Origin of the sequence: Streptomyces sp. NPDC058308 (genome assembly GCF_042880275.1) — a bacterium.
Taxonomy (GTDB): domain Bacteria; phylum Actinomycetota; class Actinomycetes; order Streptomycetales; family Streptomycetaceae; genus Streptomyces.
In genome coordinates this window covers 1-25,833 of record NZ_JBHVZA010000034.1, presented here as the reverse complement: position 1 = coordinate 25,833, position 25,833 = coordinate 1, and the positions used below count along the sequence as shown (strand labels likewise).

Genomic DNA, 25,833 nt, shown 5'->3' with positions numbered 1-25,833 from the left:
ATCCGATGACCAAGCCCCCCGCGGACCGTACCGCTGCGCCGCCGCTCGTCGAGGCCTCCGGCATCGTCAAGCGGTACGGACCCACTGTCGCCCTGCGGGACGGCCGCCTGACCGTCCTGCCGGGCGAGTCGCACGCCCTCGTCGGCCGCAACGGCGCGGGCAAGTCCACCCTCGTCACCGTCCTCACCGGGCTCCAGGCACCCGACGAGGGCACCGTCCGCTTCGACGGCGAGCCCGCGCCGCCGCTCACCGACCGCGACGCCTGGCGCCACAAGGTGGCCTGCGTCTACCAGAAGCCCACCGTCGTCCCCGAACTGACCGTCGCCGAGAACCTCTTCATCAACCGGCAGCCCCAGGGCCGCGGCGGCCTCATCAGCTGGCGCAGACTGCGGGCCGAGGCCGCGGAGGTCCTCGGCACCTGGAACGTGCGCGTCGACCCCGCTGCCCGCACCGCCGACCTCAAGGTCGAGGACCGCCAAATGGTCGAGATCGCCCGGGCGTTGAGCTTCGGCGCGCGCTTCATCGTGCTCGACGAGCCGACCGCGCAGCTCGACAACCGCGAGATCGAGCGCCTCTTCACCCGCATGCGCGCGCTCCAGGAGTCCGGTGTCACCTTCCTGTTCATCTCGCACCACCTCCAGGAGGTGTACGAGGTGTGCCAGACCGTCACCGTGCTGCGCGACGCCCGCTGGATCACCAGCGCGCCCGTCGCCGAACTGCCGCGCGCGGCCCTGGTGGAGGCCATGGCAGGCGAGGTCATCGCCGAACAGGCCGAGGCGGAGCGGGCCGTGGCAAGGACCGGAGTCCCCGGCGACGCCCCCGTGCTGCTCGCCGTCGAGGGACTCACCAGCGAGTCCTACACCGACATCGACCTGACCGTCCGCAAGGGCGAGGTCGTCGGCCTCGCGGGATCCTCCGGCAGCGGCAAGATCAACCTCGCGGAGAGCCTCGCCGGACTGCACACCCCGACCGCCGGCACCGCCCGGCTCGACGGCGAGGAACTGCCATTCGGCGATGTGACGGCCGCCCTGCGCGCCGGAGTGGGCTGCGTCCCGCGCGACCGGCACGGCCAGGGCCTCGTCTTCGGCATGACCATCGGCGACAACGCCACCATGAGCGTCCTGGACCGGCTCGGCCGCCACGGCTTCGTCGGCACCGGCGCCAGGCGCCGCTTCGCCGACGACCTCATCGACCGGCTCGACATCCACGCCGAGGGGCCCGACCAGCCCGTGTCCGACCTCTCCGGGGGCAACGCCCAGAAGGTCGTCATGGCCCGCGCGCTCGCCTCCGATCCCCGCCTGCTCGTCCTCATCAACCCGACCGCGGGCGTCGACGTGAAGTCCAAGGAGTCCCTGCTCGCGCGCGTGGACCACGCCCGTGAGGACGGCACCGCGGTCCTCGTCGTCTCCGACGAACTGGACGACCTGCGCCGCTGCGACCGCGTCCTCGTCCTCTTCCACGGCCGCGTCGTCGCGGAGTACGAGGCGGGCTTCAACGACCACGAGCTGATCGCCGCCATCGAAGGAGTGGACCATGGCTGACCTGAAGGCCCCGTCGGCCTCGACCACGACTCCCGTGCGCCTGGGGCGCGACAAGGCGGCGGCGAAGACCGTGCTCCTTCGCCGCGCCCGCGAACTCGCCCTCTTACCGGCCCTGTTGCTGCTCATGGTGTTCGGCGCCCTGGTCAACGACACGTTCCTGACCGAGCGGAACCTCATCTCGGTCCTCGGCGCCTCCGCCGCCCTCGCGATGGTCGTCCTCGCCGAGTCGCTCGTCCTCATCACCGGCAAGTTCGACCTGTCCCTCGAGTCGGTCGTCGGCATCGCGCCCGCCGTCGGCGCGCTCCTCGTCCTGCCCGCCGCGCAGGCCGGATTCGGCACGGACCTGCCCGCGGTCGTGGGCATCCTCGCCATCGTGCTCGTCGGCGCGGTCATCGGCGCCTTCAACGGCGTCCTCGTCGTGAAGCTCAGGCTGAACGCGTTCATCGTGACGCTCGCCATGCTGATCGTGCTGCGCGGCCTGCTCGTCGGCGCCACCGAGGGCAAGACCCTCTTCGGCATGTCCGACGCCTTCTACACCCTTGCCACCACCACCTTCCTGAACATCCCCATGTCGGTGTGGCTCGCGGCGGCCGCCTTCGGCGTCGCGGGCTTCGTCCTCAAGTACCACCGTGTGGGCCGCGCCCTGTACGCGATCGGTGGCAACCCGGACGCGGCACGCGCCGCGGGCATCCGCGTCGACCGCGTCATGCTCGGCGTGTTCGTCGTCGCCGGCGCCCTCGCCGCGGTCGGCGGGCTCATGCAGACCGGCTACGTCGGCGCCATCAACGCCAACCAGGGCCAGAACATGATCTTCACCGTGTTCGCCGCCGCCGTCATCGGCGGCATCAGTCTCGACGGCGGCAAGGGCACCATGTCCGGCGCCCTCACCGGCGTGCTGCTGCTCGGTGTCGTACAGAACCTGCTCACCCTCGCCCAGGTGCCGTCCTTCTGGATCCAGGCCATCTACGGCGGAATCATCCTGGTCGCCCTGATGATCGCGCGCGTCACCACGGGCCGCGCACAGGACTGACCTCCCGACGGTTCCCCGCGCCCCCGTTCCCTTCAGGAAAGGCCTCCTGTGTCCCCGACCCCCGCCCGCATCACCGCGGTCGACACCTACGACGTACGGTTCCCCACCTCGCGGGAGCTTGACGGGTCCGACGCGATGAACCCCGACCCCGACTACTCCGCCGCCTACGTGGTGCTGCGCACGGACGCCGGCGACGGCCTGGAAGGGCACGGCTTCACCTTCACCATCGGCCGCGGCAACGACGTCCAGGTCGCCGCGATCCAGTCCCTGCGCCACCACGTCATCGGCCGCCCGCTGGACGAGATCTGTGCCGACCCCGGCACGGTGAGCCGCGCCCTGACCGGCGACAGCCAGCTGCGCTGGCTCGGCCCCGAGAAGGGCGTGATGCACATGGCCATCGGCGCGGTCGTCAACGCCACCTGGGACCTCGCGGCCAAGCGCGCGGAGCAGCCGCTGTGGCGGCTGCTCGCCGATGCCACGCCCGAATGGCTCGTCTCCCAGGTCGACTTCCGCTACATCGCCGACGCCCTCACCCCCGACGAGGCCCTCGGCCTGCTGCGGGACGGACGGGTGGGGGCGGCGGAGCGCACGGCCCGCCTCATCGAGCGGGGCTTCCCCGGCTACACCACCTCGCCCGGCTGGCTCGGCTACAGCGACGAGAAGCTCACCCGGCTCGCCAGGCAGGCCGTCGCCGACGGCTTCACCCAGATCAAGCTGAAGGTCGGCGCGGACCTCGCCGACGACATCCGCCGCTGCCGCACCGCCCGCGAGGCGATCGGCCCGGACATCCGCATGGCCGTCGACGCCAACCAGCGCTGGAACGTCGACGAGGCGGTGCGCTGGACCCGCGCGCTCGCCGAGTTCGACCCCTACTGGGTCGAGGAGCCCACCAGCCCCGACGACGTCCTCGGCCACGCCGCGATCCGCACCGCCGTCGCTCCGGTCAAGGTCGCCACCGGCGAACACGTACAGAACCGCATCGTCTTCAAACAGCTCCTCCAGGCCCGCGCCATCGACATCCTCCAGCTCGACGCGGCACGGGTCGGCGGAGTCAACGAGAACCTCGCGATCCTGCTGCTCGCCGCCAAGTTCGGCGTCCCGGTCTGCCCGCACGCGGGCGGTGTCGGCCTGTGCGAGCTCGTCCAGCACCTGTCGATGTTCGACTACGTGGCGCTCGCGGGCACCACCGAGAACCGCGTCATCGAGTACGTCGACCACCTCCACGAGCACTTCACCGACCCCGTCGTGCTGCGCGCGGGCCACTACACGGCCCCCACCGCACCCGGTTTCTCGGCGACCATGCGGGCCGAGTCCATCGCCGAATTCACCTATCCGGGCGGCACGTTCTGGGCCGCCGACCTCGCACAGGAGAAGGGAGCTACCGCATGACCGACTTCCAGGGGCTCGCGGCCCTCGTCACCGGCGGCGCCTCCGGCATCGGCCGGGCCACCGCCGAACTCCTCGCCGCGCGCGGCGCCCGGGTCGCCGTGCTCGACCTCGACCCGAGCGGCGTCGAGGAGCCCTTGCACCCGTACACCGCCGACGTCACCGACGACGCCTCCGTACGGGCGGCCGTCGCGGCGGCCGCCGCCGACCTCGGCGGGCTCGACGTACTGGTCAACAACGCGGGCATCGGCGCCCAGGGCACCGTCGAGGACAACGACGACGCCCAGTGGCACACCGTCCTGGACGTCAACGTCCTCGGTGTCGTCCGCACCACCCGCGCCGCCCTGCCCCACCTGCGCACGTCGTCGAGCGCGGCGATCGTGAACACCTGCTCCATAGCCGCGACCGCCGGTCTCCCGCAGCGTGCCCTGTACGCGGCGTCCAAAGGGGCAGTGCTCTCCCTCACCCTCGCGATGGCCGCCGACCACGTACGCGAGGGCATCCGCGTCAACTGCGTCAACCCCGGCACCGCCGACACCCCGTGGATCGGCCGCCTCCTGGACGCCGCCCCCGACCCCGCCGCCGAGCGGGCCGCGCTGGAAGCCCGGCAGCCCACCGGACGGCTCGTCACGGCGCACGAAGTCGCGGGCGCCATCGCCTACTTGGCGAGCCCGCTGTCCGGCGCCACCACCGGCACCGCGCTCGCCGTCGACGGCGGCATGCAGGGCCTGCGGCTCCGGCCTGTGACCCCGTGAGCGGCCTCCCGCGCCGCCCCCTCGGCCCCGGCGGCGTCGAGGTGACCGAGCTGTCCTTCGGCGCCGCCGGCCTCGGCAATCTCCATACGCCGATCACCGACGAACAGGCGGCCGCCGCCCTCGACCACGCCTGGGCCGCGGGCATCCGCTACTTCGACACCGCCCCGCACTACGGCCTCGGCCTCTCCGAGCGCAGGCTGGGCGAGGCACTGCGCGGCCGGGACCGCTCCTCGTACGTCATCTCGACGAAGGTCGGCAGGCTCCTGGAGCCCGCCGACGACGTCAGGGGCAACGACCTCGCCGACGGTGGCTTCGCGGTGCCGAGGACACACCACAGGGTCTGGGACTTCAGCGCGGACGGCGTGCGCCGCTCGATCGAGGCCAGCCTCACGCGGCTCGGCATCGACCGCGTGGACGTCGTCTTCCTGCACGACCCCGACCACCACGAGGAAGAGGCCTTCCGCGAGGGCTACCCGGCCCTGGAGAAACTGCGCTCCGAAGGCGTCGTCGGCGCGATAGGCGCGGGCATGAACCAGGCCGGGATGCTGACGCGCTTCGTCCGTGACACGGACGTCGACACCGTGCTCTGCGCCGGCCGCTACACCCTCCTCGACCACCAGGCCCTCACCGAGCTGCTTCCCGCGGCCGCCGAGCGGGGCGCCTCGATCGTCATCGGCGGCGTCTTCAACTCCGGCCTGCTCGCCGACCCCAGGCCGGGCGCGCGTTTCGACTACACCGAGGCGCCGCCCGGGCTGCTCGCGCGCGCCCAAGCCCTGCGGACCCTCGCCGAGCGGCACGGCACCACCCTGCGGGCCGCCGCCCTCGCCTTCCCCTTCGGCCACCCCGCGGTCGCCAGCGTCCTTGTCGGCATCCACGCGCCGGAGCAGGTCACCGACGCCGCCGCACAGTTCGCCGCCGACGTACCCGCCGACTTCTGGCGGGAGGCACGCGAGACCGGGCTCCTGCCCCCGGACGTGCCGGTGCCCCAAGAGGCCCGGGCAGACATACCGCAGGGCGTACGGGGAAGGGACCGGCTGTGAGAGTCGCGCTGCACACCAAGGTCCGCGCCGACCGCGTCGAGGAGTACGACGCCGCGCACCGCGAGGTGCCCGCCGAACTCACCACCGCGATCCGCGCCGCGGGCGCCACCTCCTGGACGATCTGGCGCAGCAGGACCGACCTGTTCCACGTCCTGGAGTGCGAGGACTACGCCCTGCTGCTCGCCGAGCTGGAGAAGCTGCCGGTCAACGTCGCCTGGCAGGCGCGGATGGCCGAGCTGCTCGACGTCGTCCACGACTACTCCGCCGACGGCGCGGAGGCCGGGCTGCCCGTGGTGTGGGAGCTGCCGTGACCGGGTCCGCCGGGACCGCGCCTGCCCTCGTCGACGCCCATCACCACGTGTGGGACCTGTCCGTGCGCGACCAGGAGTGGATCACCGGTGAGTCCCTCGCGGGGCTCCGCAGGAACTTCTCCCTGGCCGATCTCGCGCCCGAGGCCCGCGCCGCGGGCGTCACCGCCACTGTCCTCGTGCAGACGGTCACCGCCGCCGAGGAGACCTCGGAGCTGCTGGCCCTCGCGGCCGACAGCGAACTGGTCGCGGGGGTCGTGGGCTGGACCGACCTCACCCGCCCGGACGTGGCCGACACGCTGGCCGCGCTCCGCGAACTCCCGGGCGGACAGCGCTTGGCAGGCATCCGCCACCAGGTCCAGGAGGAACCCGACCCCGAGTGGCTGCTGCGCCCCGACGTCCGCAGAGGCCTCACGGCAGTCGCCGACGCGGGTCTCGTCTACGACCTCGTCGTCCTGCCCCACCAACTGCCCGCCTGCGCCAAGATCGCGGCCGAGCTGCCCGAACTCGTCTTCGTCCTGGACCACTTGGGCAAGCCGCCCATCGTCACGGGCGCCCTCGAACCCTGGGCCTCCGCGGTCCGCGCGCTCGCCGTCCGCCCCAACACGGTGTGCAAGCTCTCCGGCATGGTCACCGAGGCCGACCACAAGACGTGGACGGTGGACGACCTGCGGCCCTACGCGGACACCGTTCTCACCGCCTTCGGCCCGGGGCGGCTCATGTTCGGTTCCGACTGGCCGGTCAGCACGACGGCCGCGGCGTACGCCGAAGTTTTGGACGCGGCAAGGCTGTTGACCCGGTCGCTCGGCGCCGAGGAACGGGGCGAGGTCTTCGGCGGCACGGCCCGCCGCGTCTACGGGCTCTGGGCGGGCGGGGCGAGCCGCGTCGGCGGCAGGAACTCACGGACGTAACTACGCTCCCAGCAGGCGCCCGTCTCGCGCAGCTCCCGCCGACTCGTGTACCGGTAGCGGTAGAGCCGGGCGCGGATGTACGCGGGCGGCGCGCCGGGCGGGAACGGCGAATTCCGCAGCAGCCGCAGCGTGTCGCGGTCGCCGTCCAGGAGGCGCTCCACCAGCGGGCCGAACCACGACCCGGCATACGCGGGGGAGAGGCCCGCGAACCACATCATCCAGTCGAGCCGCAGGTGGTAGGGCGCGAACTGGCGCGGCCAGCGGCGTACGTCACCGGGCTTGCCCTTGAACTCGTAGGCGCGCCAGTCGGAGTCCTCGCGGGGCACCGTGTCCGCCGTGCCCTCGATGACGACCTCCTGGCGGACCCGGCTGACGCTCCCGAACGCGCCGTACGCGTTGACGAGGTGCAGCGGATCGAACGAGCGGTTCATGACCTGCCGCCGGGACAGCAGGTTGCGCACCGGGCGGTAGCTCAGCGCGAAGAGCCCCGCGGCGACGGCGGTGACGACCACCTCGTACCAGAGCGGCGGCCCCGCGGCCTCGGGCGCCGTGTGCCAGGGGGACAGGTCGAGTGCGGACACCGCGAGCACGATGGTGAGCCAGTTCAGCCACGCGAAGTTGCCGGATAGGACCAGCCACAGCTGGGTCACGATCATCAGGCAGGCCGCGCCCGTCGCCACCGGGCCGGGCGTGAACAGCAGGAAAGGGACGGCGAGTTGGGTCACGTGGTTGGCCACGACCTCCACCCGGTGCACGGGCCTGGGCAGATGGTGGAAGAACCAGCTCAGCGGTCCTGGCATCGGCTGCGTCTCGTGGTGGAAGTCCAGACAGGTGAGCGCGCGCCAGCACGCGTCCCCGCGCATCTTGATCAGCCCGGCGCCGAACTCGACGCGGAACAGCACCCACCGCAGGAGGAAGAGCACCAGGACGGGCGGCGCGACGCGGTCGTTGCCGAGGAAGACCGCGAGGAAGCCCACCTCCAGGAGGAGCGACTCCCAGCCGAAGCCGTACCAGGTCTGCCCCACGTTCACGATCGAGACGTACAGGGCCCACGGGGTCAGCCACAGCAGCATCGCGCCCCACAGCGGCAGCTGTCCGTCCAGACCGGCGAGCAGCGCCACCGCCACCCCGCACCCCGTCCACGCGCAGAGCGCGAAGAACCGGTCCGAGTAGTGCAGATGGAACAGGCTCGGCGCCCGCCGGAACGGCACCCGGGCGACGTACCGCGGCACCGGCAGCATCCCGCGCTCGCCGAGGAGCGCCCGGAACTGCAGGGCGGCCCCCAGGAACGCCACGAGATAGACCGCTGCCAGGGCCCGCTGGAAGATCAGCCGGCTCAGCCAGTACGCGTCCGCCGTGAACCACTCCACGGGCCCATTGTGCCGCTGGTCAGGGATTTCGGCAGTGACGCCGGGCGGGCGCCGGGGGCTCCCCGCCCGCTTGCGGGCCCGCCCGTAGCCCTGCAGACAATGGCGGAACGCCTCCGGAGGCCGGGGGCGCACGGCACGGCAACGGCGGGAGAACCGGTGCGCGCACCCACCAGGACCCACGCGATCGTCCTCGCGATATCCGCGGCCCTCGCGGTCGCGGGCTGTTCCGGCGACGGCGAGAAGAAGACGGCCGACGGCGGCGGCGGGCTTTTCCTGCAATCGGTGGCCGCCCACGGCCCCGACCCCTTCACCGACTCCACCGCGCAGGACGCCGGATCCCCGCCGCCCGTCACCCGTTCGCCGCAGCCGTCGCCCACCGGATCCGCGACACCGCAGGGCACCCGCTCCGTCTCGGGCGAGACCCCCGGGCTGTACGGCGGCACGCACTCCGTAGGCAGCTGCGACGTCGACCGGCAGGTGCGCTTCCTGACCGCGGACCGGACCAAGGCCGACGCCTTCGCGCGGGCCTCCGGCATCGGCCGGGCCGCCGTTCCCGACTACCTGCGGAACCTGACCTCCGTCGTCCTGCGGACCGACACGCGCGTCACCAACCACGGCTTCCGCGACGGCTCCGCGACAAACTTCCAGTCCGTCCTGCAGTCGGGCACGGCCGTCCTGGTCGACGACCGCGGACTGCCGAGGGTGCGCTGCGCGTGCGGGAACCCGCTGGGGCCGCCGGTCGCCTCGAAGAGCCCACCCCGCCACCACGGGAAGCCGTGGAGCGGCTACCGGCCCGCCCAGGTCGTCGTGGTGACTCCGGCGCCGCGGCCGATCACCGACATCACCATCGTGAACATCGTCGACAACACCTGGATCGAGCGGCAGACCGGCGACGAGCACGCCCGCAACGACCGCGCGACCGAGCCGCCGTCGCCCCCGGCGCCCACCCCCACTCCGACCACCCCGACTCCCACGACGCCCCCGCCCACGAGCCCGGACGGGACGGATCCGGACGAGAGCGGCCCCGGCGAGCAGGACCGCGACCGCAGCGGCGCCCCCGACCGGAGCCCCGACCCCGGCGACTCCTCGACCGACTGCCCCGCGCCGACCGGTACGCCCACCGACCCGTCCTCGCCGCTCCCGTCCGGCTGCCCCTCGTCGCCGGCGCCTCCGACAGACACGCTCCCGGCGCCGGACGAGCTCACCGAGGGCCCCTCCGAGGACGAGGACGGCCTCGTGCCGGACGACCCGTACCTGTCCGAGAACCCGTTCTCCGACAGCGACCCCGGCACGTTCGACACCTGACGCCTCCCCGCATGCGCACGCGCGGGGCTCCGCCTAGCGTGGGCCCATGGAGCACGACCCGGCGGGGCACTGCCGCTGCGGGCAGCCGGCCGGGGAGTCGGACGGCTGCTTCCTGGCGCTGCACGGGGCCGCGCTGCGCATGGGCCGCTTCGACTGGGACCTGCACACGGGCCGGATGACGATGGACGCCACCGCCCACGAGGTCTTCGACGTACGCCCCGACGAGTACGACGACCGGCCCGAGTCCCTCGCCTCCCGCGTCCCGGCCGTCGAGGCGCACCGCCTGGACCAGGCCGTGTCGCACGCCCTGAAGGACGGCAGCGAGACATACGGCGCGTACTTCCGGATCCGCTGCCGCACCGGCGCGCTGCGCTGGACGCACACCCAGGGCCGCATCGAACGGGACGCCACGGGCCGGCCGCACCGCATCGTGGGCCTCGTCAGGGACGCCACCCAGGAACTCGGCGACAGCCCGGCCGCGCTGCGCGAGCGCGCGGACGAGGAGGCCGACCGCCGCCGCACGACGAGCATCGTGCAGGGCACCACGGCGGCGCTGGCCCACGCCCGCACGGTCCGGGACGTCATCGACGTGCTCCGGGACGCCCACGGTCTCGCGCACCTGGGGGCGTCGAACCTCGTGATGGGGCTCGTCGAGGCCGGGCGGATCCGGCTCGTGGCGGAGGGCCCCGCGGGCAGCTTCGTCCCCGGCACCCGCCTCACGGGCGTCGACGAGGACTACCCGATGAGCGAGGTCGTCCGCACCCTCGCCCCGCGCTACATCGACACCGCGGACGACTTCGCTCAGTCCTACCCGCTGCTCTGGCCGCACATCGACGAGCTCGGCATCTCCGCCGCCGCGTATCTGCCGCTGATCGCGCAGGGCCGCGCCGTCGGCGTCCTCGGCCTCCTCTACCAGGACAAGACCGGCTTCACCACGGAGGAGCGCAACGTCCTGGTCGCGCTGGGCAGCAGCATCGCGCAGAGCCTGCAGCGCGCCATGTTCTACGAGCAGGAGAAGGACCTCGCCCAGGGCCTCCAGCAGGCCATGCTGCCGCGCAGCATCCCCGGCGTGCCCGGCGCGGAGATCGCCGTGCGGTACCGCTCGGCGGCGCTCGGCCGGGACATCGGTGGCGACTGGTACGACGTGATCCCGCTGCCCGGCAGCCGGGTCGGCGCCGTCATCGGCGACGTCCAGGGCCACGACACGCACGCGGCGGCCGTCATGGGCCAGCTCCGCATCGTGCTGCGCGCCTACGCCACCGAGGGCCACATGCCCGCCACCGTCATGGCCCGCGCCTCCGGCTTCCTGCACGAACTGGACACCGACCGCTTCGCGACCTGCCTGTACGCGGAGGCGGACCTGTCGACCGGGGTGGTGCAGTTCGTCCGGGCCGGCCACCTCGACCCGCTCGTCCAGCTCACCGACGGCTCCTGCCGCCGGGTGCCGGTGGCCGGCGGTCTGCCGCTCGGACTCTCCGCCGAGTTCGGGCAGCTCGACTATCCCGTCACCACCCTCGAACTCGACCCGGGCCAGACCCTGTTGCTCTGCACCGACGGCCTCGTGGAGGTGCCGGGCGCCGATCTGGACGACGGCATGCGGGCGCTGGCGGAGCTCGCCGCCGTCGGCCCCCGGGACCTGCAGCGGCTCGCCGACAGGCTCTGCGGCCTCATCGACGGCCGCGGCGGTGACGACGACGCCGCGCTGCTCCTGATGCGCCGTCGCATGCTCGACACGCCGCGCTCGGGCGGGCGCCTGCGCCAGCACGTCGCACCGAGCGACCCGGAGGCGCTCGCCGACGCCCGGCACATGATCAGGGCCGCGGTACGGGCCTGGGGCGCGGGCGATCGCGCGGACGAGATCGAGCTGGTCGCCGACGAGGTGATCACCAACGCCCTGATGCACACCGACGGCTCCGCGGTCGTGACCCTGCGCGTCCTGAGCGGCGCCGACCGCCGGCTGCGCGTCGACGTCGAGGACGCGTCGAGTGCCCTGCCGCGCCGCCGCGACGCGGGCGACTCCGGGGTGTCGGGCCGCGGTCTGCTCCTGGTGGACCGGCTCGCCGACGAGTGGGGCGTGGAGGCGCGCGGCAGTGGCAAGTGCGTGTGGTGCGAGTTCGTCGTGCCCTCCACGCAGACACGGGACTGAGGGAGAGAGATGCCTGAACTTCCTGAAGTCGAGGCCCTGAAGGACTTCCTGACGGAGCATCTGGTCGGCCGCGAGATCGTGCGGGTCCTGCCCGCCGCGATCAGCGTGCTCAAGACGTACGACCCGCCGCTCACCGCCCTCGAAGGGCGCACCGTCACCGGCGTGGAGCGGCACGGCAAGTTCCTGGACATCGACACCGGCGGCCCGCACCTGGTCACCCATCTCGCCCGCGCGGGCTGGCTGCGGTGGCACGACCGGCTCCCCGACGGCGTGCCGCGCCCCGGCAAGGGCCCGCTGGCGCTGCGCGTCGCCCTGGATACGGGGGCGGGCTTCGACCTCACGGAGGCGGGCACGCAGAAGCGCCTCGCGGTGTACGTCACCGAGTCGCCGGAGCAGCTCCCGGGCATCGCGCGCCTCGGGCCCGATCCACTGGCCGCCGACTTCGACGAGGAGCGGTTCGCGGGTCTCCTGGCGGGTGAACGGCGCCAGATCAAGGGGGCGTTGCGCGACCAGAGCCTCATCGCGGGCATCGGGAACGCCTACAGCGACGAGATCCTGCACGCGGCCCGCATGTCACCGTTCCGGCTCACGTCGAGCCTCACGAAGGAGGAAGTCCATGGGTTGCATGTGGCGCTGCTGGATACGCTGAACGGCGCGGTGGAGCGCTCGCGCGGGGTCGCGGCGGGCCGTCTCAAGGCGGAGAAGAAGGGCGGCCTGCGGGTGCACGGCCGTACCGGCGAGCCGTGTCCGGTGTGCGGCGACACGGTCCGTGAGGTCTCGTTCGCCGACTCCTCGCTGCAGTACTGCCCGACGTGCCAGACGGGCGGCAGGCTGCTCGCGGACCGGCGGATGTCCCGGCTGCTGAAGTAGCCCGCGCGCTCACCGGAACCGGATCCGGACCTGCCGCAGGAGCCGGTCCAGGAGGCCTGCGGAGGGCACGGCGAAGGGTTCCACGGCAGTCGGCGTCACGCGTGCGTACAGCTTCATCTGCCTCGTCAGGTTGTTGAGTTCGTGGCACGCGAGCAGACAGGTGGGGCAGTCCGGGAGGTGCTCCTCGAAGCGGGAGGTGTCCGCGGGGTCGAGAACACCGAGTGCGTAGGCGCCCGCGTCGCGGTGCCGCTCCAAGGAGCTCATGGCGTTCCTCGCCGTTCCGTGTCGGTGGGGGGTGCTGCTCGACCTCCGGTACGCAGGGAACCGCCGAATCATTCAAGGCCCGCGAGGGGCTCAGAACAGATGGATCGCCAGGTGCCCGAGCGGCAGCCCGAGGCGCCACGCCGGGGTCCACACCTTCGGCCCGTCCTCCTCGTCCGGCACGGCGCGGCCGGGCACCGCGTCCAGGTCGGGTGCGAGGAGCTCGGTCTCCTGCAGCCAGCGCCACGCGCGGTCGGCGAGCTCCAGGTCCGGCCGGGGCCCACCAGCGGCGACGGCTTCCGCCGTGAGCTGGGTGAGCCGCTCCCGGACCCAGTCCTGCCACGGCTGGCCGTACGCGGTCAGGGTCAGCCAGGTCTCCAGCTGTGAGACCACCCGGATCCCCGAGAGCTCGCCCCTGGTGTCCGACAGGAAGATCGTCAGCGCGAGGGCATCGCGTCCCGCCCGATACTCGAAGGAGGTGGGCGGCATCAGATCGCCGGTGCGCAGCAGTTCGTCGGCGATGTACTCGGCGTACAACCACGCCATGGGGACGGCCAGTTCGCCGCCCTGGGGGCCGTCGGTGTTTCCTCTGCTCTCGTGCCGCATCCACTCCGCCTTCCTCCGGTCCGTGTGCGTCACCGGCCTCTGGCCCCCCAATCCGGCACACGGTGAGGAACAGCCGATTACCCGAGAGGGGTGCCGAGCAAGGCGCTTTACGGAGCCTTGACCCGGCCTACGGTTTCACCGCAGGTGAGCCGCCCTGTGTTGTTCGCGTCACAGGCTGCTGCGTTTGACTCCGTTTCAGGGACTATGACGGCAATGATCCTTGATTTGATGTTATTTCCGTACATGTATTCGTGTGGCCGAATATCGTCCCAGCCACGGAGCTCGATCGATGACGCAGCGCGTACGGATCCCACGGCACACAAGAACCCCTTCCACCTCCCGAACCACCCGGCGGACGGGTCGTTCACGCCCCGCGACGGCAGCCGCGGCAGCCCTTCTGCTCGTGGGCATCGCGGGCGCCGCGGCGTGCTCGGCCCAGCCGCTGACGGGCGGCCAGCACTCCCCGACCGGCGGGGCCGCAGCCGGGTGGCGCCCCTTCACGCTCGTCGCCTCCGGCGACGTCCTGCCGCACGCCTCGATCATCCGCCAGGCCAACGCCGACGCGGACGGCGACGGCTACGACTTCGCGCCGATGCTCGCGGGCGCCAAGCCGGTCGTCTCCAAGGCCGATCTGGCGATCTGTCACATGGAGACGGTCTACGGAGCCGACGGCGACTACTCCGGCTACCCCAGCTTCAAGTCCCCGCCCCAGGTGGCCCGCGCCCTCAAGTCCACCGGGTACGACTCCTGCTCCACCGCCTCCAACCACACTCTTGACGACGGCGCGGCAGGAGTGCGACGCACCCTGGACGCGCTGGACAAGGCGGGCGTGAAACACGCGGGCTCGGCCCGTTCGGCCGCCGAGGACAAGAGCCCGGCCTGGCTGCGGGCGGGCGGCGCGAAGGTCGCCCAGCTCGCGTACACCTACGGCACGAACGGCTATCCGCTGCCGAAGGGCAAGCCGTGGACGGTCGACCTCATCGACCGCGACAAGATCGTCGCGGACGCCAGGGCAGCCCGGAAGGCGGGCGCCGACGTGGTGGTCGTCAGCCTGCACTGGGGCACGGAGTGGCAGGACGAGCCCGACCGCCAGCAGCTGCGGCTCGGCAAGCAGCTCACGGCCTCCCGCACGGGCGGGCGGCCCGACATCGACCTGCTGCTCGGCACGCACGCACACGTGCCGCAGGCCTACGAGAAGGTGAACGGCACCTGGGTCATCTACGGCATGGGCGACCAGATCGCCGGAGACATGATCAACCACGAGGGCGCGCACGACCCGCGCGGCAACCAGGGCACCATCGGCCGCTTCACCTTCGAGCCGCCCGCGCGCCCCAGCACCCGCTGGCAGGTCAAGAAGGCCGAGTTCCTGCCGATGCTGTTCGACCCGGACGCCGGCCGTGTCGTCAACCTCACCAAGGCGCTGGACCGCGGCGCCGAGCTGGGCGATGTCCGCGACCGGATCCGCCGGGTCGTCCTCAGCCGAGGGGGCGGCGAGGCCGGCCTGGTCATGGGGGAGTAGGTTCGTCCGCGGGCGGGCGGTGCGCTCCGCAGCAGCCGGCCGCGTCCCGGGGCCACCGGAAAAGGCTTGAGCAGATGGCCCCCGAGTTCCGGAAGCCGATCGAGCAGAGCGCCTGACGGGCGTCAGGCCTCGGGAGCCCGGTCGGTCCGGGCCAGCTCCGACTTCCGGTACGAGTACCCGAAGTACACGCCGAGGCCGAGCACGAACCACACCGCGAACCGCACCCAGGTCTGCCACTGCAGGAACGTGATCAGCCAGATCGAGAAGACCACCCCGAGCGCCGGTACCACCGGCATCCCCGGGCAGCGGAAGGTGCGCGGCAGATCCGGCCGCTTGTAGCGCAGCACGATCACCGCGACACACACCACCACGAACGCCAACAGGATCCCGATATTGGTCAGTTCGGCCGCCTCGCCGATCGGCAGGAACCCGGCGATGGCGGCCGACGCGACCCCCACGATCCACGTCACACGTGTCGGCACGTGCCGCGTCGGGTGCGTCTTGGCGAACCACTTGGGCAGGAGGCCGTCGCGCGACATGCTGAACCACACCCGGGTGCAGCCCAGCATGAACGTGAACATCACCGTGAGGATGCCGATGATCGCGCCCACCGCGATGACATCCGCGAGCCCGCCGAGCCCCACCGACTTGAAGGCCGTGGAGAAGCCGCTCTCCGGGTCGACGTCCTGGTAGCTCTGCATGCCCGTCAGAACCAGGCAGGCGAGCACGTAAAGGACCATCGAGATGGCCAGGGAGTAGAGGATCGCCTTCGGCATGTGCCGCTGGGCGTCCTTGGACTCCTCCGCCGCGGTGCTCATCGCGTCGTATCCGAAGACGGCGAAGAAGACGGTCGCCGCGCCCGTGAACGCGCCGCTGACCCCGTAGGGGAAGAACGGATCGTAGTTGCCGGTCTCGATGTGGAAGAAGCCGACCGCGATGACGACGATCACCACGATCACCTTCAGCACGACCACGATCATCTCGAAGCGCGCGGCGTTCTTGATGCCGAGGGTGAGCAGATACGCGATGAAGAGGCACAGCACCGCGGCGAACAGGTCGACCTTGTGCCCGTCGCCGGTACCCGGCGCGCCCATCATCCAGTTCGGCAGCTCGGCCCCCAGCTCCTCCACCAGGAAGCCGAAGTAGCCGGAGATGCCGATCGCGACGACGGCGACGATCGCGGTGTACTCCAGGAGAAGGTCCCAGCCGATGAACCAGCCGGTCAGCTCGCCGAGCACCACATAGCCGTAGGTGTACGCCGAGCCCGCCTTCGGAATCATGCCCGCGAACTCGGCGTACGAGAAGGCGGCGGCGGCGCTCGCCACGCCCGCGATCAGGAAGGAGACCAGTACCGCGGGCCCCGCGGTGCCGTTGGCCACGGCGCCGGCGAGGCTGAAGATGCCGGCACCGATGATGCCGCCGACACCGATCGCGGTGAGCTGCCAGAGACCGAGCGACTTGGAGAGACCGCCGCCCGCCTCTGTCTCCTCGATGTGCTCGATGGGCTTGCGGCGCAGTACGCCCTGTCCCATCCGGAGTCCCGACATGAGCTCCACCTCTTCGCAGACGGCGTCGGCTGATGGCGGATCATGATGGCCCAGCCCGGGCCGCTACGGAAGACGCCACACCCCGGGCGTCCGGGGGGTTCTCGCGGCGGGGCCGCCGTTCAGGGCAGTGCGGGGGCCAGCCGCTTGACCTCGCGCAGGGTGGGGGAGGTCTCGATGCTCTGGATGCCGGGCAGCGGGCCGATGCTTCGGTCGATGTAGTCGTACAGCTCGACGGGGGTGCGGAAGACACCGCTGGCCACGAGGTTCGAGGTCCCGGTGACGGCGGCGGCGAACGCGGTCGAGCGGTGCGCGGCGAGGCTCTCGCCGACGGTGCGCAGATGGGCGGGGGAGACCTTCAGCCAGAGCTGGGTGGTCATGTGGTAGCCGAGGAGCTGGGGGTCGAAGTCGACCCCGAAGCTCAAGGCGCCCTCGGCGCGCAGGCGTTCGAGGTGGCGCTGCACGCTGGACGGCGAGCGTCCGGTGGCCTTGCCCAGCTCGGGCAGGGTGGCGCGGCCGTCGCGTGCCAGCTCGGCGAAGAGGGCACGGTCGGTGGCGTCCAGGGACAGGGGTGGCGCGTCCGGCGTGCCGGAATCCACCGCCGCCGACTCAGGGGTGCGGAACCGGGTCGCGTGCCAGGTGCTGGTGGTGCCCATGAAGATCCGCAGCATGCAGTGCGCGCTCACGGAGAGCACCTTGGGTGTGCGGGGCAGCTTCTGCAGCAGCAGCGCGTTGCGCTCGTCGGCGCTGCGGGTGTTCACGGCGCAGGTGATCTCGGTGCCGCCGGAGGCGAGGGTGACCCAGCTGGTGTCGGGGCGGCGGGCCAGGGCTTCGGCGATGGTACTCGCCGCGTCCGGGGTGCAGTGCAGCCGCAGCAGCCAGCGGACGAGACCCAGACGAACGGGGTTGGGATGGCCCACGATGCGCAGCCCCAGGCCGCGCAGCCGCTGGTAGCGCCGGGCCAGGGTGCGTTCGGAGACGTCGAACCGCCGGGCGAGACGGCTGAAGGGAGCCCGGCCGTCGTGCTGCAGGGCTTCGAGCAGCCGGTGGTCGAACTCTGCCAGGGCGCTGGAATCCACCGCGTCGCCTCTCCTGGATGCCGGAATCCGCCACAACGCAGCGTACGGCTTGGGTGGCTGCCGATGGGACCTCGAAGGTGACGGGGTCCTTGCTCCTTCCCCTTCTTCCGGGAGTCCGTGTCATGCGTATCTGGGGGCCGCTGGCCGCCATCTGTCTGGGCAGTTTCATGCTGCTCATCGACGTCACCATCGTCCTTGTGGCGCTGCCGTCCATGTCGGAGTCGCTGGGCTCCTCGCTGTCGCAGCTGCAGTGGGTCGCCGACGGCTACGCGCTCGCGGTGGCCGCCGCGCTGCTCGGCGCCGGGATGCTCGCCGACCTGCACGGGCGGCGCCGCGTGTACGCGGTCGGCCTCGTCGTGTTCGCGCTGGCCTCGGTGGCGTGCGCGCTCGCCCCCGGCATGGGGTGGCTGATCGCCGCCCGGCTGGTCCAGGGGCTCGGCGCGGCGGCGATGTTCGCCACCACGCTGTCCCTCATCAGCACCCTGTACTCCGGCCGCCGACTGGGCCTCGCCTTCGGGGTGTGGGCGGCGGTGGCCTCCAGCGCCGCCGCGCTCGGCCCGGTCCTCGGCGGCCTGCTCACCGAGGCGCTCGACTGGCGGTGGATCTTCTACGTCAACGTGCCCGTCACCGTGCTCGCGCTGGCGATGACCTTCCGCTACATCCCCCGCTCACCTCGCGTGCGGGACGGGGCGCGGCGCCTGGACGTGCCCGGAGTGGTGCTCTTCGCCTTCGCCGCGGGCGGTTTCGTCTACGCGCTGACCGAGTCGCACGCCCGCGGCTGGACCTCGGCGGCGACGCTGGTGCCGCTCGCGGGCGCGCTGGCGGCCCTCGTGGTCTTCCTGGCCGTGCAGCGGCGCGGGACGCATCCGTTGCTCGACCTGTCCCTGTTCCGGCGCCCGGCGTTCACCGCGGCGATGCTCACGATCGCGGTGGGGGAGGGAGCGGTGTACGGGATCCTGCCGTACACCTCGATGTGGCTGCAGTCCGTCCAAGGGCTCTCGCCGGTCGGCGCGGGGCTCGTGATCCTTCCGCACGCGGCGGCGGCCGCACTGGTGGCGGTGGTGAGCGGCAGGTGGATGCCCCGGCCTTCGCCGCGCGTGGGCGCCACCCTCGGCCTGTCCCTGGCCGGCCTCGGCGTGGCCTCGCAGGGCTTCCTCGGCGCCGGCTCCGGCTGGCCCGTCCTGGTCGGCGGCCTGGCCCTGAGCGGCCTGGGCATGGGGCTCGTCTTCCAGGTCGCCGCCTCGCTGGCGCTCGGCTCGGTGCCGCCCGAACGCGCCGGGATGGCCAGTGGCACGTACAGCACCTTCGAGCAACTCGGTTACGCCTTCGGGGTCGCCGCCTTCGGCACCCTGGCCGTCTCCACCATGAGCCGCTCCCTGGCCGACGACGTCGCCGATCCGGACGCGGTCGCCCAGAGCCTCTCCGGCGGCGGGGCCGACGCGCTGCTCGGGGCCGTCCCCGCGGGGCAGCGGGCGTCGTTCGAGTACACGCTGCACGCGGTGTTCGCCACCGGTCACAACACGCTGGCGCTCACCGCGGGGGCCGTGGCGCTGGCGGGTGCCGGGTTCGTCCTCTGGCTGACGCGGTCCTCCGCCGGGCGCCGGGCGGAGGTTCCCGGACAGCCCGGCCCTGCGGACCCGGAGGGAACAGGAAAGGCCGCCACGTCAGCCGTGCCGCGGGGCTAGCCCCGTGCGCACCGGCCGGTCACGGAACCACGGTGACCGGCCACCGGCCCGCCTTCACCAGGCGCACGGCGACCGAACCGACGATGCGGTGGCCCGCCTGCTCGGAGGCGCCGACGACCACGGCGTCGGCCTTCAGGTCGTCGGCGGCGGTGACCAGACCGGTGTAGGGGTCACCGCGGAACGTGTGGAACTCCCACCGGACGTCGAATATCCCCTTCACCCGCTCGGTCGCGGCCCGGATCTCCGTGATCAGCCCCTCGGCGATCTCGTCCGTTGTTTCGGCGACCGGGGCGCCGAACGCCGCGCCCGCCGCGAGCACCGGCTGGACGTATACGACGGCGAGCAGGGCCCGCTGCCGCCGCGCCAGGCCTCCGGCGTAGGCCGCCGCCCGCAGAGAGGTATCGGAGCCGTCGACTCCGACGACGATCACCTTGGGCCCGTCGGTGCCGCGTTCGAACTGCTGGGACTGTTCTTCACTCACGCCGAGAGGTTAGCGGAGGCAGTCATACCGCATGTGCTCCGGGCGTCCGTGCCCACCGCACGCGCTGCTCGACGCGCGCCGCGGCCCAGCTCTTCCTACAGTCGTGACCATGACGGTCAGCACGGAGGAGCCCGAGGCCAGAGACCCGATACCCACCAGGAACGGCTTCCTCGGCCGCGTTCCGGAGGTGTTCGCCGCCTTCTTCGGCACCCTCGGCATCTTCTGTGCGGTCCTCGCGGTGATCGCCCCGCTGCGCCGCCTCCTCATGCCGGTCATCCGCGTCCTCGACCTCGTCACGGTGCCGGTCAGCCCCAACCTGGCGTACGCCGTCTTCCTCTTCCTGCTCGCCGCCGCGACCGCGGCCCGCAAGAAGGTCGCGTGGTGGCTCGTCATCAGCTACCTGGGCCTGCTCCTCGCCTTCGACGTGCTCGGCGCCGCCCTCGGCTTCTGGGCCGAGTCCCTGCCGTCCTTCGTCGTGTGCGGCATCGCCTTCGTCCTGTTGATCCTCGCCCGCAAGGAGTTCTCCGCGGACTCCCGGCGCGCCGCCGTCCGGCGGGCCCTCGCGGTCCTGGTGGCGGGCCTCGGCGCCGCGGTCCTCCTCGGCTGGGGCCTGGTGGAGCTGTTCCCCGGCACGCTGGTGCGCGAGGAGCGGCTGCTGTGGGCGGCGAACCGCGTCTGCGGCGGACTGATCCACGGCCACGACTACTTCGACGGCGCGCCGCCCCGCGGCCTCTACTTCTGGCTCGGCCTGTTCGGCGCCCTCGCCCTGCTGAACGCCGCAGCCACCCTCTTCCGCTCCCAGCGCATGGAAGCGGCCCTGCACGGCGACGAGGAACCCCGCATCCGCGCACTCCTCGGGGCATACGGAGCGCAGGACTCGCTCGGCTACTTCGCCACCCGGCGCGACAAGGCCGTCGTCTTCTCGCCCAGCGGCAAGGCCGCCGTCACCTACCGCGTCGAGGCCGGGGTCTGCCTGGCGAGCGGCGACCCCGTGGGCGACCGCGAGGCCTGGCCGCACGCGATCGGCGCCTGGCTGGCCGTGGCCCGGCAGTACGCCTGGCAGCCCGCGGTCATGGGCGCCTCCGAGGACGGCGCGACCGCGTACGCCCGCGCCGGGCTCGGCGCGCTGCAACTCGGCGACGAGGCGATCCTGCACGTCGCCGAGTTCGACCTGGACGGCCGGGACATGCGCGTCACCCGGCAGGCCGTGAACCGGGTCCGCCGCACCGGCGCCACCACCCGCGTCCGCCGCCACTCCACCCTCACCGACGAAGAGATGGAGGAGATCATCGACCGGGCCGACGCCTGGCGCGACACCGAGACCGAGCGCGGCTTCTCGATGGCGCTCGACCGGCTCGGCGACCCCGAGGACGGCGGCTGCCTCCTGGTCGAGGCCCTGGGCGAGGACGGCAAGCTCCTCGCCCTGCTCTCCCTCGTCCCCTGGGGCAAGGACGGCGTCTCCCTGGACCTGATGCGCCGCGACCGCACCGCGCCCAACGGCGTCATGGAGTTCATGGTCGCCGAGCTCTGCGCCGCCGCGCCCCGCTTCGGAGTGCGCCGCATCTCCCTGAACTTCGCCGTGTTCCGCTCGGTCTTCGAGGAAGGCGGCCGCATCGGCGCGGGACCCGTGCTGCGGCTGTGGCGCAAGCTGCTCCTGTTCTTCTCCAAGTGGTGGCAGCTCGAAGCGCTCTACCGCTCCAACGCCAAGTACCACCCCGAGTGGTACCCGCGCTTCATCTGCTACGGCGACAGCGGCGCCCTCGCCCGCATCAGCCTGGCATCGGGCATCGCCGAGGGCTTCGTCTCCGTACCGTCCTTGCGCAAGCTCTGGGGCAAGGGCCACAAGCCCCGCGGCGTCAGCCAGCCCACGACCACCGAGGGCCTGCCGTCGATCGCCGCGCTCGGCCTCGCGGGCCGGGACGAAGCCGCCGCCGACCCCACGTCGAAGCTCCCGGAACAGATCCGCGTCCGACACCACAAACTCGACCGGCTGCGCGCCGAGGGCATCGACCCCTACCCGGTCGGCCTGCCCCCGCGCACCCACGAGCTGGCCCACGTCACCCGGGACATGACGGGGCTGCAGATCACCGTCGCGGGCCGCGTCATGCTCCTGCGCGACTTCGGCGGCATCGTCTTCGCCGTGCTGCGCGACTGGTCGGGCGACCTGCAGCTGGCCCTCTCCCGCGACGCCTCGGGCCCGGCCGTCCTGGACCGCTTCACCGCGGGCACCGACATCGGCGACCACATCACCGCCACCGGCACGGTCGGCACCAGCGACCGGGGCGAACTCACCGTCTTCGTCACCGACTGGCGGCTCACCGGCAAGTGCCTGCGTCCGCTGCCCGACAAGCGCCGCGGCCTGACCGACCCCGAGGCCAAGGTCCGCCGCCGCTACCTCGACCTGGTCGCGAGCCCCGGCGCACGCGACGTGGTGCGGGCCCGCTCCGCCGCCGTACAGGCCCTGCGCCAGGGGCTGCTCGACCGCGGCTATCTGGAGGTCGAGACACCGATGCTCCAGCAGATCCACGGCGGCGCCAACGCCCGGCCCTTCACCACCCACATCAACGCCTACGACCTCGACCTGTACCTGCGCATCGCCCCGGAGCTGTACCTCAAGCGGCTCTGCGTCGGCGGCCTGGAGAAGGTCTTCGAGATGGGCCGCACCTTCCGCAACGAAGGCGTCTCCTACAAGCACAACCCCGAGTTCACGATGCTGGAGGCCTACCAGGCCTTCGCCGACTACGACGTGATGCTCGACCTCACCCGTGAACTCATCCAGGGCGCCGCGACCGCCGCCTTCGGCTCCCCCGTCGCCCGCAAGGCCGACGCCGGGGGCCGGCTCGTCGAGCACGACATCTCCGGACCCTGGCCGGTCAAGACCGTGTACGGCGCGATCTCCGAGGCGCTCGGCGAAGAGATCGACGCGGACACCCCGCCGGCGACCCTGCACCGGCACTGCGACCGGGCCGGCGTCCCGTACACCGTGGACGACGCACGCGGTGACGTCGTCCTGGAGATGTACGAGCGGCTCGTCGAGGAGAAGACGACGCTGCCCGCCTTCTACAAGGACTTCCCGACCGACGTCTCCCCGCTGACCCGGCAGCACCGCACCGACCCGCGGCTCGCCGAACGCTGGGACCTCGTCGCTTTCGGCACCGAACTGGGCACCGCCTACAGCGAGTTGACCGACCCCGTGGAGCAACGCCGACGGCTCACCGCGCAGTCGCTGCGCGCCGCAGGGGGAGACCCCGAGGCCATGGAGCTCGACGAGGACTTCCTCGACGCCCTGGAGTACGCGATGCCGCCCACCGGCGGCCTCGGCATCGGTGTCGACCGGCTCGTCATGTTCCTCACCGGCCTCACCATCCGGGAGACCCTGCCCTTCCCCCTCGTCCGCCGCGTCTGATCGGGTGCTTTCGGCGGCCGCCCCGGTGTTGATGTTCCGCGCGGGCCTTCGGCCATGCGACGGATTGGTCATGAAAGATGATCAGCTGACGCCAGGGCGCCGGGTCCTGCTCCGTGCCGCCGCGGTTCTCGGCCTGGGCGCGGCCTCGGGATGCGCGGACACGGACCGGCCCGCCGCCCGGGGGGCCACCGCCGGCGCGGGAACGGCGGCCGGGGGCCCGCAGGCCGCGCGGGCCCGCAAGCCGTCCGCGTACCGCCTGCAGCCCATGGCGGGATACGGGCCCCCACGCGCCGGGCGGGCCCTGCCCCGGGTGCGCAAGGCGCCCATCCTGCGCATGCCGGGGCGCGACCGGTCGATGGTGCTGACCTTCGACGACGGGCCCGATCCGCGCTACACGCCGCACATCCTCCGCACCCTGCGCAGGCACGACGTCCGCGCGGTGTTCTTCGTCTGCGGAGAGATGGCCGTCGACAACTCGGACCTGCTGCGCGAGATGGCCGACGACGGACATCTGATCGGCAACCACACCTGGAGCCATCCGCTGCTGACCCGGCTGGGCCGGGCGCCGATGCGCGAGCAGATCGAGCGCACCTGCGACGTCATCGAGGACGCGACCGGCGAGTACCCCGCCTGGTTCCGGGCCCCCTACGGCGCGTGGAACCGCAATGCCTTCCAGCTGGGAGCCGAGTTCGGCATGGAGCCGCTGGCCTGGACCGTCGACACCCTCGACTGGACCGAACCCGGCGCGAGGACCATCGTGCGGCGCGTGCGCGCGGGCGCGGGGCCCGGCGTCGTGGTGCTCTCGCACGACGCGGGCGGCGACCGCTCGGGCAGCGTCGAGGCGCTGCGCGACTACCTTCCGGAACTCCTCGACTCCGGCTACCGCATGACGCTGCCGAGCCACTACATGACGTGACCGCCCACCCGGCTGGTTCCCGTGTCAGCGCACGGCGACCAGTCGGGCGAACACCACGACGTTCCCGTCGTATCCGGCCTTCTTCGAAAAACCGCCGCCGCACGTGATGACGCGCAATTCCGGAGTTCCGCTGTTCCCGTAGACCCGCTCGCCCGGGAATTTCGCCTTGTCGAAGACCTCAATTCCGTAGATCTTGAAAATGGCCGTCTTCTTGTCCTTGCGCCTGATCTCGACGTGATTGCCCTTCTTCAGCGATCCCAGGCCGTAGAAGACGGCGGGACCCTGCTGGTTGTCCACATGGCCGACGACCACGGCCGTGCCCTCCTCGCCGGGTGAGACGGCGCCGGTGAACCAGCCCGCGAGGTTCGGGTCGTCGGCCGGCGGTGCATCCACCCAGCCCTCGGCGTCCAGTCCCACCTGCATGACCGGCGCGTCCACCTGGATGCCCTTGATGCGCACGCGCTCGGCCGGCGAGAACGTCAGGGGGGTCGGGGCGCCGGGCGCCACGTCGGGGGTGCTGTCCGCGGCCGCGGCGGACGCGGGCTGGGGCGGGCCCACGTCGAATTCCCCGGAACCGTTGCGGATCAGCGCGAGGCCGGTGAGCAGGACGAGCGCCATCACACCCCACGGCGCGCGCTTCTTCGGCTTTTCGTCCTCCTGGACGTCCTGGAACTCGAAATCGTCGGCCGGATGGGACGAAGGCATTCTCTATCCCCTCTCAACGCGGCGTGCGTGCCGCGTCCGTTGCGCGTAACAGCACGCTAAGCGCGGGGCGCGCGGCATGCGAAAGGGCGGGAGCGAACGGGTGGCGCGAGGGGCCCGGTGCGCCATCCGAGTCGCCCCGGGCAGGAAATTTCTGACGGTCCGTGACCTGCGGCGATGTCGGGTTGCGCGGACCCGCATCGGCGTGTCGTCTCACCAGGACGGCCGAGCGCCGACATGCGGCCCTGCGCATGACATCTGAGGGTCAGTCTGGGAGGCGCTCTCGCCGATGGACCGGGGACGGTATCCCCGGGGCGTCTTCCGCGGAGGATTGCCATGCGTACATCCCGTATGCGGACCACTCGTGCCCTAGCGGTCGCCGTCGCGGCCGTCGGGGTCGTCGGGCTCGCCGCCCCGGCCGCGTCCGCCTGGGCCGACCCGACCAACATCGTGGCGATGCCGAGCGTGGTCCCGCGAGGGGGTCACCTGACGGTCACCGTCGACGGATCGTCCTGCCAGTCGTCCGGCAGCAAGATCACGTCGCCCGCCTTCCCGGACACGGAGCTGCGGGGCATTCCGGGCGGCAGCGCGGTGAGCGCCACCGCGATCATCCACCAGCACACCCGGCCGGGTGCGTACGACATCACGGCCCACTGCGGGGGCAAGACCCTGACCCGCCCGGCCGCGTTCACCGTCATCCACGGCGGTGTCCGCGGTGGTCTGGGCGGCAGCACGCACTCCGGGGCGACCGGCACGGACATGGCGATCGGCGGTGCGCTGGTCGCCGCCGCGGTGGTCGGCGGCGGGGTCTTCTGGATGCGTCGCCGGTCCGAGAACCGGGTCTAGGCCCTGTCGTCAAACTCCCGTCTGCCTCGCGGCGTCTGGTGCGCACGCTCGCCGCGTTGTCGGGCTCATCCCGGTACGCCCAGTACCGGGATGACCCTCCGCCTTGCGATCGCACGCACCAGACGC

At 72.2% G+C, this 25,833-nt stretch carries 22 protein-coding genes; 15 read left to right on the top strand and 7 right to left on the bottom strand.

Annotated features, from left to right (window positions below; genetic code table 11):
- The first annotated feature begins 5 nt into the window (after positions 1–5).
- The 7 genes from ACFVYL_RS32675 to ACFVYL_RS32645 are packed head-to-tail and all read left to right on the top strand — an operon-like array spanning position 6 to position 6,971.
- Positions 6–1,541 carry a sugar ABC transporter ATP-binding protein gene (locus ACFVYL_RS32675; RefSeq protein ID WP_389722396.1) on the top strand — a complete coding sequence of 512 codons (1,536 nt, stop codon included), beginning with the start codon at positions 6–8 and terminating at the stop codon, positions 1,539–1,541.
- A complete protein-coding gene (locus tag ACFVYL_RS32670) occupies positions 1,534–2,571 on the top strand; it encodes an ABC transporter permease (protein WP_389722394.1) in 1,038 nt (345 codons plus the stop codon). The genes ACFVYL_RS32675 and ACFVYL_RS32670 overlap by 8 nt, the downstream gene beginning before the upstream one ends.
- 48 nt (positions 2,572–2,619) lie before the next feature.
- The gene (locus ACFVYL_RS32665) at positions 2,620–3,960 is read left to right on the top strand and encodes an L-fuconate dehydratase (protein WP_389722392.1); all 1,341 of its coding nucleotides are present in this window, start codon (positions 2,620–2,622) and stop codon (positions 3,958–3,960) included.
- Positions 3,957–4,712, top strand: coding sequence for an SDR family NAD(P)-dependent oxidoreductase (locus ACFVYL_RS32660; protein WP_389722390.1), 756 nt, complete (start codon positions 3,957–3,959; stop codon positions 4,710–4,712). The genes ACFVYL_RS32665 and ACFVYL_RS32660 overlap by 4 nt, the downstream gene beginning before the upstream one ends.
- Positions 4,709–5,752 (top strand): aldo/keto reductase, encoded by a 1,044-nt coding sequence (locus ACFVYL_RS32655; RefSeq protein ID WP_389722388.1) that lies wholly within the window; start codon positions 4,709–4,711, stop codon positions 5,750–5,752. Before ACFVYL_RS32660 ends, ACFVYL_RS32655 begins: the two co-directional genes overlap by 4 nt.
- Positions 5,749–6,063, top strand: coding sequence for an L-rhamnose mutarotase (locus ACFVYL_RS32650; RefSeq protein ID WP_389722386.1), 315 nt, complete (start codon positions 5,749–5,751; stop codon positions 6,061–6,063). Before ACFVYL_RS32655 ends, ACFVYL_RS32650 begins: the two co-directional genes overlap by 4 nt.
- Entirely contained in the window at positions 6,060–6,971 is a 912-nt protein-coding gene (locus tag ACFVYL_RS32645; RefSeq protein WP_389722384.1) for an amidohydrolase family protein, read from the top strand. Before ACFVYL_RS32650 ends, ACFVYL_RS32645 begins: the two co-directional genes overlap by 4 nt.
- On the opposite strand, the gene ACFVYL_RS32640 is transcribed toward ACFVYL_RS32645, so the two are convergent.
- Positions 6,914–8,341 (bottom strand): lipase maturation factor family protein, encoded by a 1,428-nt coding sequence (locus ACFVYL_RS32640; RefSeq protein ID WP_389722382.1) that lies wholly within the window; start codon positions 8,339–8,341, stop codon positions 6,914–6,916. The genes ACFVYL_RS32645 and ACFVYL_RS32640 overlap by 58 nt on opposite strands.
- Positions 8,342–8,497: 156 nt before the next feature.
- Between ACFVYL_RS32640 and ACFVYL_RS32635 the strand changes: the two genes are divergently transcribed.
- Genes ACFVYL_RS32635 through ACFVYL_RS32625 form a run of 3 tightly spaced genes read left to right on the top strand, consistent with a single transcriptional unit; the run spans position 8,498 to position 12,662 of the window.
- Entirely contained in the window at positions 8,498–9,646 is a 1,149-nt protein-coding gene (locus ACFVYL_RS32635; protein WP_389722380.1) for a DUF6777 domain-containing protein, read from the top strand.
- Positions 9,647–9,692: 46 nt separating this feature from the next.
- Complete coding sequence (locus ACFVYL_RS32630; protein WP_389722378.1) at positions 9,693–11,792, top strand: SpoIIE family protein phosphatase; 2,100 nt, start codon at positions 9,693–9,695, stop codon at positions 11,790–11,792.
- 9 nt (positions 11,793–11,801) lie between these two features.
- Positions 11,802–12,662 carry an Fpg/Nei family DNA glycosylase gene (locus ACFVYL_RS32625; protein ID WP_389722377.1) on the top strand — a complete coding sequence of 287 codons (861 nt, stop codon included), beginning with the start codon at positions 11,802–11,804 and terminating at the stop codon, positions 12,660–12,662.
- A gap of 9 nt (positions 12,663–12,671) precedes the next feature.
- Here ACFVYL_RS32625 and ACFVYL_RS32620 read toward each other — a convergent pair whose 3' ends face one another.
- Together ACFVYL_RS32620 and ACFVYL_RS32615 are read right to left on the bottom strand one after the other, a co-directional pair.
- Positions 12,672–12,926 carry a zf-HC2 domain-containing protein gene (locus ACFVYL_RS32620; RefSeq protein ID WP_389722375.1) on the bottom strand — a complete coding sequence of 85 codons (255 nt, stop codon included), beginning with the start codon at positions 12,924–12,926 and terminating at the stop codon, positions 12,672–12,674.
- A 90-nt stretch (positions 12,927–13,016) separates the two neighbouring features.
- The gene (locus ACFVYL_RS32615) at positions 13,017–13,529 is read right to left on the bottom strand and encodes a hypothetical protein (RefSeq protein WP_389722373.1); all 513 of its coding nucleotides are present in this window, start codon (positions 13,527–13,529) and stop codon (positions 13,017–13,019) included.
- A gap of 409 nt (positions 13,530–13,938) precedes the next feature.
- Between ACFVYL_RS32615 and ACFVYL_RS32610 the strand changes: the two genes are divergently transcribed.
- Complete coding sequence (locus ACFVYL_RS32610; protein ID WP_389722465.1) at positions 13,939–15,048, top strand: CapA family protein; 1,110 nt, start codon at positions 13,939–13,941, stop codon at positions 15,046–15,048.
- 122 nt (positions 15,049–15,170) lie between these two features.
- Here ACFVYL_RS32610 and ACFVYL_RS32605 read toward each other — a convergent pair whose 3' ends face one another.
- Together ACFVYL_RS32605 and ACFVYL_RS32600 are read right to left on the bottom strand one after the other, a co-directional pair.
- The gene (locus tag ACFVYL_RS32605; protein ID WP_389722371.1) at positions 15,171–16,595 is read right to left on the bottom strand and encodes an amino acid permease; all 1,425 of its coding nucleotides are present in this window, start codon (positions 16,593–16,595) and stop codon (positions 15,171–15,173) included.
- Positions 16,596–16,714: 119 nt separating this feature from the next.
- Positions 16,715–17,671 (bottom strand): Lrp/AsnC family transcriptional regulator, encoded by a 957-nt coding sequence (locus ACFVYL_RS32600; RefSeq protein ID WP_389722369.1) that lies wholly within the window; start codon positions 17,669–17,671, stop codon positions 16,715–16,717.
- 122 nt (positions 17,672–17,793) lie between these two features.
- Between ACFVYL_RS32600 and ACFVYL_RS32595 the strand changes: the two genes are divergently transcribed.
- The gene (locus ACFVYL_RS32595; protein ID WP_389722367.1) at positions 17,794–19,356 is read left to right on the top strand and encodes an MFS transporter; all 1,563 of its coding nucleotides are present in this window, start codon (positions 17,794–17,796) and stop codon (positions 19,354–19,356) included.
- Positions 19,357–19,375: 19 nt separating this feature from the next.
- Here ACFVYL_RS32595 and ACFVYL_RS32590 read toward each other — a convergent pair whose 3' ends face one another.
- Complete coding sequence (locus tag ACFVYL_RS32590; RefSeq protein ID WP_389722365.1) at positions 19,376–19,837, bottom strand: universal stress protein; 462 nt, start codon at positions 19,835–19,837, stop codon at positions 19,376–19,378.
- 109 nt (positions 19,838–19,946) lie between these two features.
- On the opposite strand from ACFVYL_RS32590, the gene lysX reads away from it, so the two are divergent.
- Positions 19,947–23,243, top strand: coding sequence for a bifunctional lysylphosphatidylglycerol synthetase/lysine--tRNA ligase LysX (gene lysX / locus ACFVYL_RS32585; RefSeq protein ID WP_389722363.1), 3,297 nt, complete (start codon positions 19,947–19,949; stop codon positions 23,241–23,243).
- 70 nt (positions 23,244–23,313) lie between these two features.
- Positions 23,314–24,159 carry a polysaccharide deacetylase family protein gene (locus ACFVYL_RS32580; protein ID WP_389722361.1) on the top strand — a complete coding sequence of 282 codons (846 nt, stop codon included), beginning with the start codon at positions 23,314–23,316 and terminating at the stop codon, positions 24,157–24,159.
- Positions 24,160–24,183: 24 nt separating this feature from the next.
- On the opposite strand, the gene ACFVYL_RS32575 is transcribed toward ACFVYL_RS32580, so the two are convergent.
- A complete protein-coding gene (locus ACFVYL_RS32575; RefSeq protein ID WP_389722359.1) occupies positions 24,184–24,864 on the bottom strand; it encodes a class F sortase in 681 nt (226 codons plus the stop codon).
- A 348-nt stretch (positions 24,865–25,212) separates the two neighbouring features.
- Between ACFVYL_RS32575 and ACFVYL_RS32570 the strand changes: the two genes are divergently transcribed.
- Positions 25,213–25,707 (top strand): hypothetical protein, encoded by a 495-nt coding sequence (locus ACFVYL_RS32570; protein ID WP_389722463.1) that lies wholly within the window; start codon positions 25,213–25,215, stop codon positions 25,705–25,707.
- Positions 25,708–25,833: the final 126 nt, after the last annotated feature.